Genomic DNA, 17,787 nt, shown 5'->3' on the forward strand with positions numbered 1-17,787 from the left:
ATTTTCACTTCCTCTTTTAGTTCGTTAGATTAATAAATGAAATTGTCGGAGGTTCGGCGGATTCAACATCAATTATATAGTTAAGAGCCTTTATCCCATAATGTTTAAAGGGCCCTGGGTGAAAATCGGAAGCTATAGTGCTTACTTTTATGAAATCTAAATATCTAGATTTGGAATAGATACAAAAAACTCTGCCCTCTAAAATCTCATATTTTTCCGAAACGGTAAAGCCTTCGTTCCTAACTGAGTATGCAATGTACCAATCAAATTCAATACGAATGTTAGGTAGAGCTTCATCAACACCATTTGAGCCATAAGAAGCGCCGATTACATTCTACTTTCTGATCATCTACCCTATTTCCATTAACTTTATAAAGGTCAATATCAAGTACCAATGAATTATCACTTGGTTCATATACGGAGTTTAGAGTAATATAACATTGATAATTCAGCAGCTCTGAGTATTTCATGTAACCTCACCCCCTTATTATAAAACAGACTTCGCTTTAACTTAATCGATGCCACAGCCACTTGCTTAATTCTCGCACCAATCAGCTCAGCATAATCTGTTTATCTTTTCAGAATAAATCTTGGAGATGGAAGGACTTCCTGTTCAGCTTCAAAAAAAGCCAACTTTCCTGGTATACAAGAGATAATTGACGGCATCCCGTATCCAACGGCGTTTTCTAATGCAACCAGTAACGGCAGTTCTTTCCCATCGATCGTCTCACTCCAAGAAATTACGTAACAAGTATCTCCTGGCCCATATCCTTTTAGCAATTTAGCTATTTCTTCATAGTCGGAATTTGGTTTTGGGATTTCTATCATGTATTCCCTGCGCAGAGTTGTTTTGTAATTATGACAAAGCCGACCTAAAGCATCATGCCTCTTATTCTTTTTAGAAAACAATTCAAATAAAACCCTATCCTGCAGCCTTTTAGCGAAAAAAGATTTAACGATAATTTCTTCGATTTCTTTGTTCATTTCCACCCCTCCTAAACCATGATCTTACATTAAAACATTATTGTTTTTGTTGTGTTATTTTAGCTAACCTGCCCTCTAGAACAAAAAAAGGCTGCACCGATGGCAGCAGAGTCTATAAAAAGCACTAGATTATTGAACAAGTAAATTATTTTAGTTCATTTTTTTCTACCGATGTAAAGCAAGTGGCTAGAAATCCCTAGGATGTAAGGGTCAGTTGCTTTTTCTTTTATTAGTTCTATAATTTTTTTTACTTCCTGCTCACCTTTGCTTGTCCAGTAATTCCAAATTTCATTAGTTAAAATAGCACCAGCATTATAACCTATTAATTCTAAAGTTTCAAAACCTTGTAACTCCATAAATGGATTAATGTCTTCAATATTGAAATAATACGCACCTGTAAATCGGCCCTCATCTGCATGATTAAAGCATCCAGTTTCAGAAAATTGAATAATAGCGTCTAGGTTATCGTTTGGCCTCCAATTTTCTGGAGACATAAGCGATGTTAATATGTGTCTTACTCTAGGCATGAAAGCAACAAAGATAAGTCCCCCCTTTTTGGTTACTCTATATAATTCTTTTGCTGCCTTTATGCGGTCATGTTCCTCTTGTAAATGGTACATAGGACCAAGCATTAAAGATGCGTCGAACTTTTCATCTTTTATCATATTAAGCTCTCTAGCATCAGCGACATAGAAACCTTCAAATTGTCCCTCTAGTTCTAGTTGATTTGCTTTATCTTTAGCAATTTCAACTAATCTTGGTGTTAAATCAGTTAGTGTTACTTTATAGCCTTCCTTTGCAAGTTCCATTGAATACTTTCCAGGTCCTGCACCGTTATCAAGGACTGCTCCAGCTTCAGGCAAATATTTTTTTATAAAATTCCAATTTACCTGGAATTCAATCGGTTCACGTTGAAGTCTTCCCCACTCATCAAATTGATTATAGTAGTTTATTATCTCATTCATAATTTTCACCCTATTTTCTATTTTTTACCTCTTAATTCGGTCAAAAGGGCGTTTTATCCTGCTAAAATAACAGATTGTTTAGAAAGAACTAAAAAAGGAAATGCGCATTAGTTGAGCTTCTTTAAAGATATGATTTCTCTCTGTATTCAATTTAATATGCTAAACAAATAATCCTTTTCGCATAAATGAATTGGGTCCATTAACAACATCAGCTTCAGTTTCATAGTACTAGTCCAATTAAGCTGAGTTTTCCCTGTATAGCCATTGTCATTCCATCTTTAGCTCTTTCCTCTGTTACTTTAAGTACTCTTATTCGCAATATCACAAAGCTGTTAATTGTGTAACCATCATTATTCATATCTTAATCAATTTAATAATAAGGTCTGTATTACTGCTAGACCAATTTAATAACTGTAAAACTTCACCCTCCTTTAGGGTAAAGGTATATTCTTTTGGACTTTTTATATCGAAACTATTTCTAACTTGGTTTTGATTGCTGTTACTGATATTAGCGAATAAATAAAAATTAGTATCTTTATTGTTAATAACTTTAATTTTATAGGTTCCTGGTTGAATTTCATTTCCAACTTTATATTCCACTGACTTATTTCTTAGTGTATAAACCCCATTATTTAATGATTCCTTCTTAAAGTGGGCTGGCGTTAGCTTTGCTATTCCATTCCCCTTAACAGAAATTAGATTGTTGCTGTAAAATTCTACTCCTAAATATTGGTCTCCTTTCTTTAAATGCACGCTTCCAATATCAATTGTTCCTCCCAATGCAGTAATATCGTAATATCCTGGTCTGAATGTCTTATTATCCACTTTATACTGTTTCCAAGATGATGATTTTAACTGTATTTCTTTTGCTGGGTTCTTTTGGACATTACGATTTTTATCAGTTAGTTCGATTGGCTTGACTGCTTTAATTACCGCATTGTTTGAATAAAGTACATATGCCCCGATAACAAAACCAATTAAAGAGAATACTATTATTAGGGAGCCAAAGTTGATTAATCGTTTTTTCTTTATTCTCTTTACTAATTGTCGTTCCGTCTCTTCAGGGAGCTCTACCTCTATTTGACTTGTTATGTTTAAATCTTGTGCCATCTCACTATGTAGTTGGTTACAACTCTTACATTCCATTAAATGAGTAGTAACCAATTTATTACTTTCTTCGCTTGTTAGTTTATCTACGTATAATGGCAACAAATCTTGTATGACTTCGCAACCTATTTTCATTTATTTCCCCCCCTACTTAAAGTTGCTCTGAGTTTTTGTTTGCCTCTATGAAAAGTAACTCTAGCCCAATTCTCACTTTCTGAAAACACCTCACCAATTTCCTTAAAACTTAATTCGTTAAAAATGCGCAGAATGACTACTTCTTTATAGTGTACTGGTAGTCTCTGAATGGCTGAGTGAAGTTCTGTTTGTTGTTCGTGCAATTGTAAAATAGTTTCAGGTGTAGATTTAGTAGCAAAGTCATCATTTTCTTCTTCAAATAAATCGCATTTTGATAATTGAGCTCTTACATTTTTGAAGTAAACATTTTTTCCTATCTGATATAACCAAGTCTTTATTTTTGAGTGACCCTTAAATCGATGGATTGAAATAAAAGCCTGATAAAAAGTCTCTTGAACTAACTCCTCTGATAAATTACTATCGTGGGTTAAATAAAACATATATTTGTACAATTCTTTCGAATAAAGATTGTACAATTCTTTAAAATCATCCAATAACTCCCTCCCCCTCATATTGTTAGTACCAAATCTATTAGTTTCGTTACAATGAAAACAAAAAAAATTAGTCACTAATAAGCAACTAATTCTCGGTTAAAGTAATCTATTCCTTCTTCAACTAGCCTACCCCGTTATTAAATAAGCTCTGCTTGACGATTATGTAGTAAATATAAGAGTTTATACACTTTTTCATTAAGAAATGAATAAAAAATGATTAATAAACATACTGCCAATATTTAAATCATTTAAATGCTAGAAACAGTGCACTTCTTTCTCTGCCCACATGAACGTAATTATATTTCTCGATAACCATTTTCTTTTGCACCTTTAAGAGAGTTTTATTAATAGTCTCATAAATAAAAATTAGCGTTGTTTTATATTGCTAGACGTTCATGCAAGACTTAATTTCTTCAAGAAATATCCTAATTGGGTACATAGCCCAGTAATCTCTTCAGTGCACTCAGTGTTGCAGTTATAATGATTATTATATTCGCTCTTTTGAGTTAGTTGGTCCCATAAAAAAGGCACTGCTTCCATGCATCGCTCCCTTTAGTTGGTCAGCTTTTTATAAGTCGTCTAAGTCAACGACTTCCCCATTTATTCCGTTTATACCGTAATTACTATCCAGCCTGCCACAAAGAACATAAATCCTTTGCTCACAATCATAAACATAAACAGGTGTGAGTTCTATTGTGCTCTTGATTCTCTCATATGCAATTTCTGAATCTATATTTAAGCTTTCAGTTTCCTTAATTTCTTCATAAGTTTCTAAAAAATCTCCGTTATCCATATAATTTAAAACTTTAAATGAATTGGGATCCATTAACAACATCAGCTTGCGTTGAATAATACTACTTTCTTGTCCAACTAAACTTAGTTTCCCTTGGATATAGCCATTGTCACGATGCAAGGATCTTAAAATCCATTTCCCAGAATCCATGGGATAAGCTTGACTCAAAAAGTCTTTAACGCTGCTGATACACTTCTCTTTTTCAATATCGGTAATCGGTAATAAATCAGGATGAGGTTCGAAGGCAAAGGCTTGTTCGGCTGTAACATTCCCAATCATGTTCATATGTTTTCTTTTAAATGATTTCTTATTAGAGGTTTGCCAATGAAGCCTTTCATCGATTGTATACACCATACTATTGTGAATAAAAGGTAAGGTTTTAGAAAGGTCATTTGTGATATAAATTTCTTCTATACAATAAACTGAAATCAACTTGTTTTGTCTTGTTTGTGGAATCTTAATTAATTTCAATTGATTCTTTGCAATCTGTTCCACGTCTTCAAGCTTAAGACTAAATGTCTCTTCTTGGACATTATCCGCAGTAGGAAATGGACCATTTATAGAAAAATAAGTTAATTTTCCTTCTGGATTAAATTTAACTTCAATGGTTCCAGAGGGGGAAACAGCAACACCATTAATACTGCTACGAAAAAAATATTCATTATCTTCTTCACTATGTAGTTGAAATTGATTCCCATGTTTTAACCCTGTTTCGTTTTCGATAAATTTTATAATTTCATCTAGCTCTGTGCTTTGGATCAACCTCTTATTTGCAAAGGCCTCTCCACCTACAAAAATGACACTTTCAAATTGACGGTTCTGCACATTCAAATCAATAACTGCTGTTCCGTCAGGATTATAATCTTCATCCTCTTGTTCGGTTATATGTGAAGGGTACCATTCCATCGTGAACGTATAGATTGTTTCGTTTAAAGCATTTAATTTGCGATAGAAATTGTGGGTATGTAAGTAATAATTATCTAATCCCCATTTGTCTTTCGTAAGATCGACTAATTCTTGCGCTCGATTGTCCAAAACTGATCCCCTTTTCCTTATTCTAAGCTTTTTTGCATTGGCTGTTTTCGTAAACTTTGTTGCTTTTTGATTATTAAAATGGATAGGACTCGTTTTAGGGATCCCTTTTCATTTTGAGTTTATGCCTTATTAAATAACACTCATAGTTTTATTGAATATCATTGGAAAGATAATTAAAAACGAGACGATCAAAATTAAGTTTCTAAGATAAATACCTTCCCTGATATACTTCCGACCATAAAAAACTAACAATATCAATGCAAAGATATTAAATAGGAATATTAATCCGCCTATCCCTCTGCCTAAAATTGCAATGAGAGAAAACCAAGGAAGAACCTGCCAAGTAGACAAATAATATTAAACAACCAAACATAACAGAGATATTTGTCATTTCTCTTATAAATTTTTTGTCCATATAATTACCTCTCCTCACGTAATGCTCCTAAAAAGCATCAACAGTGATTGGCTACTTACAAAGCATTAAATTTTAATTCCTAGATCTCTTTTATTTTCAGTTAGTAGAGTACTTTTTAGCCTTTTTCCCCAAAAATGTAAATGGCCCGAATACTGTCATCTTCAGTATTAACCAATAGGACGATTTGTTCGGAAAAATTATAAAAATAACGAATTGCGCTCGAATTCCTTAAGTCCTCTTGCAATTTCCATCCCGATGGCATTACTACAAATGGTTTATGTTTTTGAATACTTTGATTAAACACGAACTGCTTAAAACGATCGTATTCCTGTAACTCCAAAGGGTTAACAGAACCCTTTCTAATGACAAAGTATTTAAGATTACCTCTCCCACTTGAGTAGGTAGATTCTGTATCTCTATATAAATCTGATACAATAGGAAAATACCCTTGTGAAATTAAACCCTTAACTAATTCTTTCGATTCCTCTTTAAGCCCAGATAACTGTATTTCCTTAAACTCCCCGTTCACAAAAAATTGCTTTACTTCTTTATAATGGGGTACCAACTCTTTCATGATCACTTCATGCAACCACTGGTTCATATCTTGAAACACTAAAACAGAATGGTGCTCTTTTAGCATCACTTCAGGAGCTGCATAAAAAAAACATATCTCATTCATTTGATTTAAATGCTTATTTGAATTAATGACACTAACCCTTTGATTCTGGATTCTATTATAAAAATCCTCATCATCATCTTCTTCTTCATATAGACTGTCAAAGGCCCCTTCATCTATTTCCTCAATCCATTCAAAGGGATATACCTTTTCTTCCCCTTCATATACTTCCTGGACTGAGGCATATACTGTCCAACCAGTTTGCTGTTTTTTATTAAACCTCTTTAATTTGTTTAAAAGAGAAATAACAACTCGACTAATCCATTTTTCAGCCATTTTTTATCACCATTTTCGTCAATACTAATGGAACCATTGTAATGAGTTAATGATAACAAATAACTCACACATTTCCATTTTTTATTTTCCTTAGATTGAATTTTGTCCTATTATGACTGATTAATATGATTCACTTGTAATAGTTGCAAGAAGATCGAAAAAAATCGCTAAACTAATTAGTCTGCAAAATTATTCAAATTCAGTTGTTTCTCTCCATTATCGGGCCCCGTTAGCACCTTCGCAGCCATTTTTACATTATTTTTAGTAAGAACCAACAAAGTACCAGTTTTTATCTATCTTTTCTCTTTCTTTGAAGTCTCCATCAAATGCATTTTAGGAAGGTTTTTGGTCATTCGGTGAGTATACGAACCCTGAAAAGTTATCTAGGATCCCACGATAGGTAAAGAAAAGAATCTTGTAACCATCGCATGATTTCTCCAACACAATTTCGCCACCACCACTGGAAAGATGTTCGTATTTTTTAGGTAGATGAATGAGTGAAGAATCGTATGAAACATTTGGTCTAAGTGCTCCGCTCTCAACCATTTTAGCTACTCGTTCTCTATCCGATTTTTTCATTTTAAAATCAATATCCAATACAATTTGATTAAAAGGAACGAAGAATAGCAATAGGATTGTGATTACCTGAATGACGATAGGTTTCCATTCCTTATTTTTGAACAAAGCTATTATTGCTCGGACTGTTATAAAAATAAAAAATCCAAACACTAATAAAAGAACTGGTAACATTAAGAATTCGGTAATAATTTCGATTATTTTCCATTGGAAAAACTCAAAAAGAATGACTAAAACACTGCTCATTATTGATAGGTATAACAAACTGTTTCGTTTCATTAATAAATCACCTCCAGACTAGGTTCATGGTCCCCTTCGTTGAAGGAATGTGTGACTTTTTATGATTTTTTTTTGCTTGCGCCTTAACACAAAACCCGTTAATCACTAGTCTCTTTTCTTTCTAAGTAAGTGTCTTACATATACCATATCAATTCTTTTTTCATCCGTTTCCCCTGCTTACTTCTTTTATCTATAACCAGCCAATTACCAGCTTTCTTTTCAACTGTATAAACCTCATTTGTACCATCTGCTCTTTTAAACAAAATATATCCTTTGTTATCTTTTATAAAAGTAACTGGTCTAATGACATTTTTTAATGGTGGTTTAATCTCATTATATGGAATGTTGGCAAATATTTTTTCAATAATGTCTGAAAGAGACTTGTACTCCTTTTGCTTCTCTGATTTATAAAGCAATTGATTATAGGTATAAGGCACATAAGTATCTAATTTTAAATGGAATGATTTTTTTATATCGGTTATTGTATCTTGTTAGAATTTCTTAACTTTTTCCTCCTCTTTATCTCCTTTATGAACAAAGTCAATAGCCTTTACTCCAGCAGGATTTACTTCAAATCTTATTGTTTCTTTCCCATAAGGCGGGTTGTGAGCATGTTCAAAAGTTTCAACCTGGACCTTTACTATAAAGCTATAACCGCCCTCTCTTTCCCTGGTAATGCTTAATATTTCTGTATCAGACAAACCAAATTGTTTATATTCGCCATAAAAATTATTTACTTGATCTGTTATATAAGGGGAAAGCGTAGTGAGTAAAGTATCATGCAATAACCCCTTATCTAAATTAATAGGGCTTGCTTCCATCTTATAAGGCTGTATTAATAAGAAAATTATGGTGAATGAAATGATTGTGATTACTTTCTTCCTCATCTTATCTGCCCCTCATACTCTTATTTAACTTTACTGTCTGTTCATATCTTTCCCAAGATCATTAAGTCTAAGAGAACTATTCTGGAGTTTATTACCTTTCCTTTAGTGCGCTATTTTTTACTTTACCAATCAAATCGAGAGTTGCCCTCAACGTTCAGGACAACCTACCATGTAGGAGGATTTATACATGGTATTTCGGATATTATTACTTCTAATTATTTGCAATTTTCATCTATCGACAATAGCAAGTGCAGAAGTTCCACTAACAGCTGCATTCACCCGTGGTCATCAGTTATGGATTAAAAATGGAGATAAAGAATTTCAAGTAACAAAGGGCCGTTATGTATATGGTCAAAAATGGTCCTATGATGGCCGTTTCATTGCTTATATCGATGGTGATTAGAAAGGAGAAAAAACGGACTTATATATTTATGATACTAAGGAAAAAGAAATCTTCCAACCTTTTGTAAAGGTAGAAACGCCTTCCTTCAAATGGTCCCCTATAAAAAATCAATTAGCATTCATGTCTGGTCGTGTATTGAACGTAACAAAGATTAAGCATGGGCGCCCACAAGGTTTCAATAATGTCTCATTAGGAACAAGTTATTTTGAGTGGTTTCCGAACGGGAAAGAACTGCTTGTTTCCTCAGAATCCTTTATGCGTCCTACAGGCTGGGGACCGATTCCGCTTTTTAGGGTTCCAATTGATGCCAAACTTGATGCGAAAAAAATGAAGCATTTTTACACCATTCAAACAAAAGAGCCTGATTTCTTTGCTATAAATGCTGAATCTTTTAAATGGAGTGCTGATGGTAAATGGGTAAGTTTTTTAGCAACGCCTACCTTATCATGGGCCATGGATAGCAATATATTATATGGGTGTCTTTTTATTTTTTGATTGGATGACTAAAATTTCATCTTTTCTAGCAAATAAAGTATTTGGTGACTTTACGGTGTTCTAATCCTTCCAATATCTGTTGATTTTAATGCAATTATGTCGTTAATAGTATTGTTAAAAACAAAATCAAAAGAGGTGTTAATTACACCTCTTTTTTTAATGCTTTTTAGAGTTTTCTCCCTCTCAACCGAACCCGTTACTGTAAAGATTCGCTCCTTTTTTTATGGTTGTGTTATAGCATATGTTTCGAAAAACATTTCTTTTACCCTTTTCGAAAGGAATGTCCTCTCAAACATGTGACTCGCTTCCCTAATCATGATCGAAATATGTTCATTTTTTGTGGTGTCTAAAGGGATCGGGCGGGTAAGTGTCGGATTAACCCTAATTAAATTATCTCCAATTAAGTATTTGGCTGTATGCCAAGCCCCTTTGGACTGAGCCTGCATGGTTAATTCAACCAAATTTTTCTTCCACCATAATAACCCACTTACTTCAGCGATCCTATTTGGTGCGTTGTATAAACTATCCCCAGTACCGATGGATAGTACCTTAATTTGTTCAAGGGAATAACCTAATTTTTTGGCCTCTGCAATTCCAATTAATATCGGATTATTTGCCCAAAGGCCACCATCAATCTTACATTCCCCATCACCAATATTAGCCGCTGGAAAATAAGTTGGTGCAGCGGATGTCGCTAACCCAACTTCCCACATGAATCGGTCTCCATCTCTAATATAGTCGGGATGGTGAGGGGTTTTAAACACTTTCGGTTCTGCCTTGTGATGTTCGATGGCTGGAATGCAAAGCATTGAATAAGCATCACGAATTTTCTTTTCAGCAAACTTCTCTTTTAATAGCTCATTTAGTGGTTTATTATCATACGAAGCCCTAAAATATCCTTTTGCTCTTTTCTTGCCAAATATTTTTGATCCATCATTTATATAGAAATTAGCAATTTGGTCAGCACTCATTCCAGAAGCTAATCCGAGACAAATAATACCTCCTGTGGAGGTTCCTGCTAATAAATCAAAATGTTTATGAATTGGCTCACCAATCGCTTCCTCAACTTGCTTTAGATAGCGTGCGGGGATAATCCCTTTCATTCCGCCGCCGTCAATGCTCAGAATTTTAAAGTTATCTCTTTCTTTTGTTTGTTGATTTCCAGCTTTATAATCTTCCCAAATAACCATTCGTTTCTCCTTTTCTTAATACTTTAAACAGGGCTATGCGGCGCTTCTTTTCCCCACCAAACGCCCTCTTCTAGCCAAATATTATAAAAATAAAGCCATTCACTGGCCCAAGGGATTATGGTGTCAGCTATAAGCATATTGGAATTAAAGCTTTTATCGTTTGGATGATATAAACATAGAGATTTATCCGCATAACGATGGGGAGCATTTTTTAAAACTTTTGGTTCCAAGACAAAAACTTTGTACCTGTACGGGTGATATTGAATTTTGATCTTATAAATGGGCGAAGCTGGTTCAGGTTGTAATTCCCCTATCCAATAGATATTGGAATGACTAGCTTTATCAAGTTTGAAGGAAGGGAACTTCTTTTTTATGGCAAGGTCTTGCAACCCTAGATTAATAGTTTTTTTGTATTTAATATTCATTTATTCACCATAAAACCGATGATCACGAATTTTTGTGCCCTGAGTTGCATTTAGTGTACCTGTGGGCGCCACTTTAACTATTCCTCTACTGATTTTATCAGCCATATCCTTTGCTTCCCCAATATTAGAGGGAAAATAGGATTTTCCGAAAATGTTCTGCCATTTTTCAATACTGCTTTCCTTTTCTGGGTCATCTAGGGCATCCTGGCTATTATCTTTTAAACTCTTGACCTTTTTAAGGAATCGCTCTGCTTTTGTATGATCCCATTCCCTTGCTAAATTTTCACCCTCTAGGGAAGGATTGTTTACAAAAATCTCATCTTCTTCTAATAGATATTTCAATTTCCTAATAAGCGAATTGGACGTCTCAACCATGGTTTCTGCAATCGAACTTTTTTTCACAAAGCTGTTTCCAATTAAAGTGGTTAATAATATGGATTTAGCCGCCGAATCTTTTCCTACATATTCATCCCGCCAGTGCTTCATGATTTTTACTGTGGTTGCGAAATAGTCATTTGAGGAGAAATTAATGTTATTACACCATTTTGTAAACCCCGCAGGATTTGTTTCGCACCATTCATTTTCTTTCTTTGAAGGTATTTTTATTGCGCCATAAAAGGGTATAGCAGGGACAATATCAACATGAAAATCACCAGCGTAATTAATCCTTACGCAACGGTCTTTCACTTTAACTCTTCCCTCGAATTCTCTATGGATTTTAATTCTTTCCGCAATCCAATTAAGTGTTTCTTTTGGATCTTCGTCTTCGGTTAGGTTAAGTAGGAGGATAACATCAACATCAAATTCCCCGCCGCTTTTTGGTTTTATAGCCGTATTGGTACTATAAGAGCCTTGCGTATAATAATCAATAAACAAATCTTTTATTTCTTCATCTTCTTTGAAGTTGCCCTCCCAGTGGTCCAAGGCACTTTCAATTCGACCTGCCCTTGTTGGATTTAAGGATATGTTGCCTACAAACTTCTTGAAATGGTCATTTAATTTCATATATTACTCCTCACAGTGCTTTAAATATTTTTAAAGATTAAGAGATGAAGTCTTTGAAATGGAAGTAAAGAACGGATACGCCTTTTTACACCATATCCCGTATGTTAATTCGAATCGAGAGATTCTTTATGCGTTCCTTAGTATCATCTGTTACTGCTGGAGCCCATTCTTTTGTACCATAAGATTCCTCAGACCCAATTAAAATCTACACTGTCTAATGAAATTTTATTTAAAAAGAGAACATAAGTCCTCTTTTCATTTGAAAGTAGAAACGATAAAATACATACAACTACATTTTTTTCTAGGGGTTTTTGATGTGTTGCAGCACATTAAAAACCTTTTTTTATTTCTCTTTCCATTTGTTTAAGCTCTCTAGTAAAGTCACGTTCAACTTTTTTAACTCTCTTTTTAATTTGTTTTCCACGCTACGGATCTGGCTGTTTAATTTAGCTTTATTAAATTCTCTGACCATTTACCCACCACCTTTCTATCAATATCAAATGATTGGAAAATTATTCAATCCCTATCTACAATTCCAATTATATCAGCCTGCTAATAGTTTTATCAATATATAGTACCGAAAATATTTTTGACACCACTATATATTGTGTATCGAATAAAGTTAAATTATTTTGTCAACTTTAAAAAAATCTGAATTTAAGTGGAAAACAAAAGAATCATATAAATAGTCAAGATAAACAGTCAATTTTCGACAAATTTCGTGATTGCTTTTCTTTAACAAATTCAATAACAACTTTAATTTGATTCTAGATTTAGTAGATTCTAAAATTCTGACCATATTTTAGGGTAATAAAAAAACAGCTCCACAAATGAGGAGCTGTCTAATAAACTGTTTACTTGTATATCTGGTTTGAGATCCAAGCATAACAGTTAATTATAACCCAAAGGTGTATGCCTAGAAGATGAAATGATTTAAGTTGAGCTTAATCGGGGGTAGATGAAGAAATGCCTGTCTCATACAGGAGGAATTGTTAATGGCCATTATGGTTAAATATGAACTCACTTCTCAAATGGTAACAAACATTAACCATTATATCATTCCTAGTAAAGAATGTAGAAGTGGGGTTTTACAGGAAATAAGAAGGTGTTACTGTTACCTTTGTTTACCACGTAAGCAAACAGTACCGTGTTTGGCAGCGGGTATTCGTTTACTACAATGAATATCTAATTGAACTAATCCATCTTTTTTGGTCGTACGTTCTAAGACAGTTAACTCTAAATTATTTTTCCTTTTTATAACATTTTTTCTCCTCCGTCATATCTTTTATTTCCAGCCCCAAATGGATTAAACTCTTTTGTAAAAAAATATGCGGACAACCTGCCTAATAGCCTAAATTTTTAAGCCGAATGTAATAAAATATAACTTGGCCGTTATTTTTAAGTGGCTTAATTTTGCGGATATAAAATTGCATAAATCATTTAAAGATTTGGAGGGGGATTCTTGTCGGTAGGAATGGGCGTCTGGCGGAAAGGTCAATTTAGTTGATGGGAAGTCGTATCCGCCCATTAAGTAGGGAGATTCTTGTCGCTCTCTCGATAAGTAGGGAAATTGTTGTCGCAAAAAATTACGACATCAATCTCCCTACCAGTCGTCAAAACGTTGATATATCAACGTTTTTTTGGAGGGGAAATTGATGTCGTTAGACACCCTTGTAGAACGACACAAATTTGCCTACTGAAAAACTTCCCTACTTACTAATATGTTTGTCGCTTTACAAATTCAGTTAAATTAATATATCCAGGCAACCTCTTTAAAGAGATTGCCTGGATATATTAGAATAAAAATGTATCTAAAGCATATTGACCGGGACCGATCAAAGCAATACCAATAGCTACTGAAAGCAAAGTTAAGTTGTATTCATATCCATTAGCTGATGCCCATAATCCGTTAGGAGCATGAACTTTCAAAATCGCCATTGCCATTGTCCCCGCAATCAAAAATCCTGCAAGTGGAGTTAAAAGTCCCAAGGCAAACAAAATACCTCCCACTAGTTCAGCTAATCCTGCAAATAGTGCCATAGTTACTCCCGGTTTCATGCCAATTGATTCAAACCATCCACCGGTTCCTTTCAATCCATAACCACCAAACCAGCCAAATAATTTTTGAGCTCCGTGACCTACAAATAGTAAACCAATTACCAAACGAATGATTAATAAACCAATATTCATCATGTTAAAATCCTCCTAATGTGTATTTATCTTGAATTCGAGATAATGAATTAAAAAAATGAAAGTTAAACTTTATTCCTAACTTTTTTCAAAAGATGCACCAATGTCTCTGCCTTATCAGAATCCAATGAATCAAACATTTGATGAATAAACTCATGATATTTCGGCATGATTTCGTTCATCAACCTCTCCATTTAGTACACCTCCTTTTAAAGTCTTGAATTAAAATATCTTGAATACGAGATAATAATAATACTTATAATTTTTTTTGTCAATAGTATTCTTATAGAACTCCCCTTATATATTTAAAATCTCCAAAATCACTATAACCCATAAAAAACGCCGACTGGTCTTTAAAACCAATCGGCGTCCCCCTGCTGCACCTAATGAGCTAAAACATTTGTATTCTCTCGCACCATTTCAATAAAATACTTCATAACACTAATATCCTCTGTTAATTCTGGATGAAAAGAACAACCTAAGAATTGTCCTTCTCGCGCTAAAACAATACGCTCTTCATGTTTTGCTAGAATTTCAACATTCTCACCCGCCGCAACGATATGAGGTGCTCGGATGAAAACAGCGGGAATATCCTCTCCTACTCCACTGATGGACATCTCGACTTCAAAACTATCAACCTGGCGACCAAATGAATTCCGTTCAACCATGATGTCCATCACCCCGAGATGTGACGTATCATAGCCAACAATTTCTTTTGCCAGTAAAATCAGGCCTGCACATGTTCCAAACATCGGAACTCCCTTGGCGGCTAGAGCACGAATGGGTTCAAGCAACTCGTATCGGTCCAGCAGTTTCCGCATTGTTGTACTTTCTCCGCCAGGCAGTACAAGACCATTTAATTCTTTTAGATCTTCAGCCGATTTAACTGAAATGGCCCTACAGCCAAGCTCTTCAATTTGTCTTATATGCTCTCTAACTGCACCTTGTAATGCAAGTACCCCAATGTTCAGCATATTACCAACCACGTTCCTGCATACGGTCTTTTGCATCTAGCGCAGAAATTTCAATACCTTTCATCGGTGTCCCCAGCTCTTTTGAAATTTCTGCAATCAGTTTATAATCTTGGTAGTTTGTTGTTGCTTCTACAATGGCACGTGCGAATTTTTCTGGATTATCCGATTTGAAAATACCTGATCCGACAAATACACCATCCGCTCCAAGTTCCATCATTAAAGCAGCATCAGCAGGTGTCGCTACCCCGCCGGCAGCAAAATTGACAACAGGCAGCCTACCCAATTTTTTAATTTCTAGCAATAATTCAAATGGTGCTCCTAAATTCTTTGCTTCTGTCATTAATTCGTCCGTATTCATACCGACAACGCGTCTTACTTGAGCATTTACTTTGCGAATATGACGAACCGCCTCGACAATATTTCCAGTTCCCGGTTCCCCTTTTGTCCGTAACATAGATGCTCCTTCACCAATGCGGCGTGCAGCTTCCCCTAAATCACGGCACCCGCAAACAAAAGGTACAGTGTATTCGCTTTTTAATAAATGATATTCTTCATCGCAGGTGTTAATACTTCACTTTCATCTATATAATCGACGCCCATAGCTTCTAATACACGTGCTTCGACAATGTGGCCAATGCGTGCTTTTGCCATTACTGGAATGGTTACAGCGTTCATTACTTCTTCCATAATCCGAGGGTCTGCCATGCGAGCTACCCCACCAGCTGCCCGGATATCGGATGGTACCCGCTCCAAGGCCATAACCGCAACCGCACCGGCAGCCTCTGCTATTTTTGCCTGCTCGGCATTAATGACATCCATAATAACGCCGCCTTTTTGCATTTCAGCCATTCCGCGTTTTACTCTTTCAGTTCCTACTAATTTCATAAAATTACCTCCATTTCATTTATGATTTTAGTATAATAGAAATTGACTACATGAAAAGGTTCAGTTTTATAAAAAACAATGTGGTCAGTTGGAGGGAATTGCGAATGGATATGCTAATGTTTAAGTTGGATAATAGTACAGAAAAACCATTGTATGAACAGCTTTATAATGGGATCAAAGATGCTATTATCCAAAAACAAATTGAAGTGGGAACCAAATTGCCGTCGAAGAAAAAATTAGCGGAATTTTTAAATATTAGCCAAACTACCATTGAAATTGCCTATGCTCAGCTCATAGCAGAAGGCTATGTGGTCTCCAAACCCCGCATCGGTTTTTTCGTGGAAGAGATCGACGAATTACCTTATGTTGAAAAAGAATTCCTAAACATGCCTGAAAGTAAGGTTGAGAAAAAAATCGTTCAATTTGATTTCCATCCCGGAAAAATTGATGCAGATTCCTTCCCTTTTTCACTTTGGCGAAAATATGCAAAAAATATATATGATAGCAGTTCAAAAGAGTTGTTGGAACTTGGAGACCCGCAAGGAGAATTCGCCTTAAGAGTGGAAATTGCAAAATATCTTTATCAATCGAGGGGGATTGTCTGCAGCCCCGAACAGATTGTCATTGGTTCGGGAACGGAACAGCTGCTTCCAATGATTTTAAGGTTACTTGGAAATGATTTGAAATTTGCACTTGAAAATCCTGGCTATTCGGCCATACCCAAAATACAGATGCAAAATAGAGCCATCCCTATTCCGGTGGATGAAAATGGTTTAATCGTGGATGAACTGGAAAAAACAAAGGCCAATATTGTTTACATAACCCCTTCCCACCAGTTCCCTACGGGTGCCGTCCTATCCGCAACAAGAAGAACACAGCTATTAAACTGGGCAGCAAAGGATAAAAGCCGCTACATCATTGAAGATGATTATGATAGCGAGTTTCGTTATATCGGAAAACCTATTCCTGCCCTACAAGGGTTAGACCAAAACGAAAAAGTTATTTATTTGAGCACATTTACCAAATCATTAATGCCTTCCTTACGTGTCGCTTATTTTGTCTTACCATCAACCTTACTGCAAAAATATAAGGAGACATTCAGTTTTTACTCATCAACCGTACCGAGATTCGATCAGCATATTTTAGCTGACTTTATGAGAGATGGCTATTTTTCCAAACACTTAAACAGGATGCGGAAAATTTATCGTAAAAAACATGAAAAATTAACTCAAGTTTTAGAAACGTATTATCCGGATGTCATCATTACAGGAGATCTGGCAGGAATGCACATTTTAATTTCCGTCCCCCTGTCAAAAAGGGAAGATCAGTTAAAACAAATAGCCGTTAATGCCAATATTGCCATCCATCCATTAAGTGATTATCTGTTAAGTCCTATTGACTATCCATATCCAACTTTTTTATTAGGTTTCGGCGGCATTCCATTTGACCAAATTGAAAAAGGCATACACCAATTAATGCAATGTTGGAACCACGAGTGATCGGAATCTAGAATAGAACCGACTGTTTTTTTATACAACAACCAAGTTCCTTTTAAAAAATAGAGCAGTATTAGTTTACTGCTCTTTCTGAAAGGCCAT

The 17,787-nt window shown here is 35.1% G+C and carries 20 protein-coding genes and 2 pseudogenes; 5 read left to right on the top strand and 17 right to left on the bottom strand.

What is annotated here, in order from left to right:
* Positions 1-570: 570 nt before the first annotated feature.
* The 9 genes from AC4QJR_RS14480 to AC4QJR_RS14520 all read right to left on the bottom strand — a co-directional run bounded on the left by AC4QJR_RS14480 (position 571) and on the right by AC4QJR_RS14520 (position 8,622).
* Complete coding sequence (locus AC4QJR_RS14480; protein ID WP_496523255.1) at positions 571-984, bottom strand: hypothetical protein; 414 nt, start codon at positions 982-984, stop codon at positions 571-573.
* A 155-nt stretch (positions 985-1,139) separates the two neighbouring features.
* A complete protein-coding gene (locus AC4QJR_RS14485) occupies positions 1,140-1,949 on the bottom strand; it encodes a class I SAM-dependent methyltransferase (protein ID WP_496523256.1) in 810 nt (269 codons plus the stop codon).
* 354 nt (positions 1,950-2,303) lie between these two features.
* Positions 2,304-3,191: a zf-HC2 domain-containing protein gene (locus AC4QJR_RS14490; protein WP_496523257.1), complete on the bottom strand. Its 888-nt coding sequence runs from the start codon at positions 3,189-3,191 to the stop codon at positions 2,304-2,306.
* Positions 3,188-3,685, bottom strand: a complete 498-nt coding sequence (locus AC4QJR_RS14495; protein ID WP_496523258.1) for an RNA polymerase sigma factor — start codon at positions 3,683-3,685, stop codon at positions 3,188-3,190. Before AC4QJR_RS14495 ends, AC4QJR_RS14490 begins: the two co-directional genes overlap by 4 nt.
* A 568-nt stretch (positions 3,686-4,253) precedes the next feature.
* A complete protein-coding gene (locus AC4QJR_RS14500; RefSeq protein ID WP_496523259.1) occupies positions 4,254-5,513 on the bottom strand; it encodes a hypothetical protein in 1,260 nt (419 codons plus the stop codon).
* A gap of 530 nt (positions 5,514-6,043) precedes the next feature.
* Entirely contained in the window at positions 6,044-6,880 is an 837-nt protein-coding gene (locus AC4QJR_RS14505; RefSeq protein WP_496523260.1) for a hypothetical protein, read from the bottom strand.
* A 333-nt stretch (positions 6,881-7,213) separates the two neighbouring features.
* Positions 7,214-7,735 (bottom strand): hypothetical protein, encoded by a 522-nt coding sequence (locus tag AC4QJR_RS14510; RefSeq protein WP_496523261.1) that lies wholly within the window; start codon positions 7,733-7,735, stop codon positions 7,214-7,216.
* A 134-nt stretch (positions 7,736-7,869) separates the two neighbouring features.
* Positions 7,870-8,172, bottom strand: coding sequence for a hypothetical protein (locus AC4QJR_RS14515; protein WP_496523262.1), 303 nt, complete (start codon positions 8,170-8,172; stop codon positions 7,870-7,872).
* Between the two features lie 54 nt (positions 8,173-8,226).
* Complete coding sequence (locus AC4QJR_RS14520; RefSeq protein WP_496523263.1) at positions 8,227-8,622, bottom strand: DUF3888 domain-containing protein; 396 nt, start codon at positions 8,620-8,622, stop codon at positions 8,227-8,229.
* A 187-nt stretch (positions 8,623-8,809) separates the two neighbouring features.
* Between AC4QJR_RS14520 and AC4QJR_RS14525 the strand changes: the two genes are divergently transcribed.
* A complete protein-coding gene (locus AC4QJR_RS14525; protein ID WP_496523264.1) occupies positions 8,810-9,025 on the top strand; it encodes a hypothetical protein in 216 nt (71 codons plus the stop codon).
* 135 nt (positions 9,026-9,160) lie between these two features.
* Complete coding sequence (locus tag AC4QJR_RS14530) at positions 9,161-9,520, top strand: hypothetical protein (protein ID WP_496523265.1); 360 nt, start codon at positions 9,161-9,163, stop codon at positions 9,518-9,520.
* 221 nt (positions 9,521-9,741) lie between these two features.
* On the opposite strand, the gene AC4QJR_RS14535 is transcribed toward AC4QJR_RS14530, so the two are convergent.
* Genes AC4QJR_RS14535 through AC4QJR_RS14545 form a run of 3 tightly spaced genes read right to left on the bottom strand, consistent with a single transcriptional unit; the run spans position 9,742 to position 12,140 of the window.
* Positions 9,742-10,710 (bottom strand): CBASS cGAMP-activated phospholipase, encoded by a 969-nt coding sequence (locus tag AC4QJR_RS14535; protein ID WP_496523266.1) that lies wholly within the window; start codon positions 10,708-10,710, stop codon positions 9,742-9,744.
* Positions 10,711-10,733: 23 nt separating this feature from the next.
* Positions 10,734-11,135, bottom strand: a complete 402-nt coding sequence (locus AC4QJR_RS14540) for a type II CBASS E2 protein (protein WP_496523267.1) — start codon at positions 11,133-11,135, stop codon at positions 10,734-10,736.
* Positions 11,136-12,140: an SMODS domain-containing nucleotidyltransferase gene (locus AC4QJR_RS14545; protein ID WP_496523268.1), complete on the bottom strand. Its 1,005-nt coding sequence runs from the start codon at positions 12,138-12,140 to the stop codon at positions 11,136-11,138.
* 46 nt (positions 12,141-12,186) lie between these two features.
* Between AC4QJR_RS14545 and AC4QJR_RS14550 the strand changes: the two are divergent.
* Positions 12,187-12,342 (top strand): annotated as a pseudogene (locus AC4QJR_RS14550) (DUF6791 domain-containing protein); the annotation flags it as partial.
* Positions 12,343-12,483: 141 nt separating this feature from the next.
* On the opposite strand, the gene AC4QJR_RS14555 reads toward AC4QJR_RS14550, so the two are convergent.
* Positions 12,484-12,612, bottom strand: coding sequence for a hypothetical protein (locus tag AC4QJR_RS14555; RefSeq protein ID WP_496523269.1), 129 nt, complete (start codon positions 12,610-12,612; stop codon positions 12,484-12,486).
* 523 nt (positions 12,613-13,135) lie between these two features.
* Here AC4QJR_RS14555 and AC4QJR_RS14560 point away from each other — a divergent pair.
* Positions 13,136-13,321 carry a hypothetical protein gene (locus AC4QJR_RS14560; RefSeq protein ID WP_496523270.1) on the top strand — a complete coding sequence of 62 codons (186 nt, stop codon included), beginning with the start codon at positions 13,136-13,138 and terminating at the stop codon, positions 13,319-13,321.
* A 613-nt stretch (positions 13,322-13,934) separates the two neighbouring features.
* On the opposite strand, the gene AC4QJR_RS14565 is transcribed toward AC4QJR_RS14560, so the two are convergent.
* The 4 genes and pseudogenes from AC4QJR_RS14565 to pdxS form a co-directional block, all read right to left on the bottom strand.
* Entirely contained in the window at positions 13,935-14,333 is a 399-nt protein-coding gene (locus AC4QJR_RS14565; protein ID WP_496523271.1) for a DoxX family protein, read from the bottom strand.
* Positions 14,334-14,395: 62 nt separating this feature from the next.
* A complete protein-coding gene (locus tag AC4QJR_RS14570; RefSeq protein ID WP_496523272.1) occupies positions 14,396-14,524 on the bottom strand; it encodes a hypothetical protein in 129 nt (42 codons plus the stop codon).
* 189 nt (positions 14,525-14,713) lie between these two features.
* Positions 14,714-15,304: a pyridoxal 5'-phosphate synthase glutaminase subunit PdxT gene (gene pdxT, locus AC4QJR_RS14575; RefSeq protein WP_496523273.1), complete on the bottom strand. Its 591-nt coding sequence runs from the start codon at positions 15,302-15,304 to the stop codon at positions 14,714-14,716.
* A 1-nt stretch (position 15,305) separates the two neighbouring features.
* Positions 15,306-16,189: pseudogene (pdxS, locus tag AC4QJR_RS14580) on the bottom strand (pyridoxal 5'-phosphate synthase lyase subunit PdxS).
* A gap of 104 nt (positions 16,190-16,293) precedes the next feature.
* On the opposite strand from pdxS, the gene pdxR reads away from it, so the two are divergent.
* On the top strand, positions 16,294-17,688 hold the full coding sequence (gene pdxR / locus AC4QJR_RS14585) for a MocR-like pyridoxine biosynthesis transcription factor PdxR (RefSeq protein ID WP_496523274.1): 1,395 nt from the start codon (positions 16,294-16,296) through the stop codon (positions 17,686-17,688).
* The last annotated feature ends 99 nt before the right edge of the window (positions 17,689-17,787 follow it).

It is taken from the genome of Neobacillus sp. BP17 (genome assembly GCF_059579525.1).